We start from the raw sequence: 2,573 nt of genomic DNA, 5'->3' as shown, positions 1-2,573 counted from the left end.
AGTGCTGAGTGCTGAGTGCTGGGGATTATCGGTTGTGGGAGGGGCATTCTGCCGCGATCTCTCGAATATCGGCAAGTCGCCGCTGAAAGCGCCTCCCACAAAAGCAGTTTCTAGGCTCTAGGTGCTAGCACCTAGCACCTGGAATTGTAGGAGGGGCATTCTGCCGCGACCTCGCGAATACCGGCAAGTCGCCGCTGACAAGCGCCTCCTACAAGTTACAAACAGGCTAAAGTTATTGGGGTTTTCCCCGATATGAGAAGTGAGTCTCAATGATTACAATAGGGATATGAGAATGAAAATTTCGAAGTTCACTGCCTGGCTGGGGGATTTGCCCCGGGTGCACAAGCAGGCGGTGATGGTGGTTTCCGATGCGCTGTTGCTGGTGGTGGCGCTGTGGGCGGCGTTTTCGTTGCGGTTGGGGATGCTGTATGTGCCCGAACTGCCGGTGCTGATCCTGATCGGGGCGGCGCCGCTGGTGGCGATTCCTGTTTTTGTCTATTTCGGCCTGTACCGGGCCATTGTGCGTTATATCGGGCTCAAGGCGATCTGGGTGGTGGCCCAGGCGGTGACGCTGTATGCGCTCTGCTGGGCAGCGCTGGGCTTTTTGAGCGGGGTGCAGGGGATTCCCCGCTCGGTAACGCTGATCAACTGGCTGGTGGCGATTTTGCTGATCGGCGGCAGCCGCATGCTGGCCCGCTGGTGGTTCCTGCGCCAGCAGTCGACGCCCGGGCTGTTAGCCGCGGGGCGGATTAACGTCGTGATCTATGGGGCCGGGGCGTCGGGGGTTCAGCTGGCCACGGCGCTGGGTTTCAGTCAGCAATACCGGCCGGTGGCGTTCATCGACGACAATCCGGCATTGCAGGGACAGCAGATCAACGGCCTGCCGGTCTTTGCTTTTCGTGAACTGGCCAAACTGATTAACAAGCTTCGCGTGCAGGAAGTGTTGCTGGCCATGCCGTCGGCGCCGCGCAGCCGCCGCAAGGCGATTATCAAACAGCTCGAGCCGTACCATGTCCACGTCAAGACCTTGCCGGGATTTTCCGAACTGGCCGACGGGCGGGTCAAGATAGAAGATATTAAAGATGTGGAGATCGATGATCTGCTGGGCCGGGATCACGTGCCGCCCCGTCCTGACCTGATCGAGACCAATGTGCGTGGCAAGGTCGTCATGGTCACGGGCGCCGGCGGCTCCATCGGCTCGGAACTCTGCCGGCAGATCCTCAAGTACGGTCCCCGCCAGCTGTTGCTCTACGAGCATAACGAATACGCGCTCTACAATATCGATCATGAGCTGATCCACTCCCCGTTTTACCAGGGTTCCAATGACTTGCCTGTCTCACAGCGCCAGGTGTTGCCCATGTTGGGAACCGTGCTGGATCAGGAACGCATTGAACGGCTGTGCACTGCCTTCGGGGTGCAGACGATTTACCATGCCGCCGCCTACAAGCATGTGCCCATGGTGGAAATGAACCCGGTGGCGGCGGTGCGCAATAACATTTTCGGTACCCTCAAAACCGCGCAGGCGGCCATCAACACCGGCGTCGAGGCCTTTGTGCTGATCTCCACCGACAAGGCAGTGCGCCCGACCAATACCATGGGGGCGACCAAGCGCTTTGCCGAACTCATATTGCAGGGGCTTAGCAAACGCCCGGATTTATCCACCCGTTTCAGCATGGTCCGCTTCGGTAACGTGCTGGATTCGTCCGGTTCGGTGATTCCGCTGTTCCGGCGCCAGATTCAAAACGGCGGGCCGGTCACCGTGACCGATGAGCGGATTATTCGCTATTTCATGACGATTCCCGAGGCGGCCGAGCTGGTGATCCAGGCCGGGGCCATGGGCCGGGGCGGGGATGTGTTTGTGCTGGATATGGGCGAGCCGGTGCGGATTATCGAACTGGCCCGCCACATGATCCGTCTCAGCGGGCTGGATGTGCGCGATGAGACGCAGCCGGACGGGGACATCGAAATTCAGATTACCGGCCTTCGACCGGGCGAAAAACTCTATGAAGAGTTGCTGATCGGCGAGAACGTGAACGAGACCAGCCACCCGTCGATCATGCGTGCCGAGGAAGAAGCCCTCGACTGGTCCCGCCTGGAAAGCTATCTGGCCCGGCTGGAAAGTGCGATGCAAAGCCATGATCAACAGGTAATCCGCGATGTGTTGCTGGAGGCGGTCAAAGGCTTTAATCCCCAGTGCGGGATCGAGGACCTGGTGTACAAAAACGCCGTAGGGTTGGCGGGGGAAAACGTCAAAAAGTTACCGATATAAAATAAAGTGCTGAGTGCTGAGTGCTGAGTGCTGAGTTCTTAGGACTTAGGATTGTTTATTGTAGGAGGGGCTTTCAGCCGCGACCTCCCGAACCCCGGCAAGTCGCCGCTACAAGCGCCTCCCACAGCCCTCCGGCAGGACGGGGGTTATGGATGTAGGAGGGGCTTGTAGCCGCGACCTCCCGAATCCAGGCAAGTCGCCGCTACAAGCGCCTCCCACAGCCCCTCCGGCAGGACGGGGGGTTATGGATGTAGGAGGGGCTTGTAGCCGCGACTCTCGAATCCAGGCAGGTTGCCGATGGAAT

The 2,573-nt window shown here is 59.2% G+C and carries 1 protein-coding gene; it reads left to right on the top strand.

The genetic code is table 11. The annotated features are described in order from the left end of the window. The first annotated feature begins 292 nt into the window (after positions 1-292). The gene (locus tag RI563_RS13125) at positions 293-2,269 is read left to right on the top strand and encodes a nucleoside-diphosphate sugar epimerase/dehydratase (protein ID WP_310694832.1); all 1,977 of its coding nucleotides are present in this window, start codon (positions 293-295) and stop codon (positions 2,267-2,269) included. Positions 2,270-2,573: the final 304 nt, after the last annotated feature.

The sequence above is a fragment of the Thiohalophilus sp. genome, assembly GCF_031581315.1.
Classification (GTDB): Bacteria; Pseudomonadota; Gammaproteobacteria; order UBA6429; family Thiohalophilaceae; genus Thiohalophilus.
This window is presented reverse-complemented; position numbering and strand designations above follow the sequence as displayed.

Excerpts from the sequence above, each read along its gene's own strand:
- RI563_RS13125 (WP_310694832.1), top strand. The coding sequence starts at position 293 with ATGAAAATTTCGAAGTTCACTGCCTGGCTGGGGGATTTGCCCCGGGTG.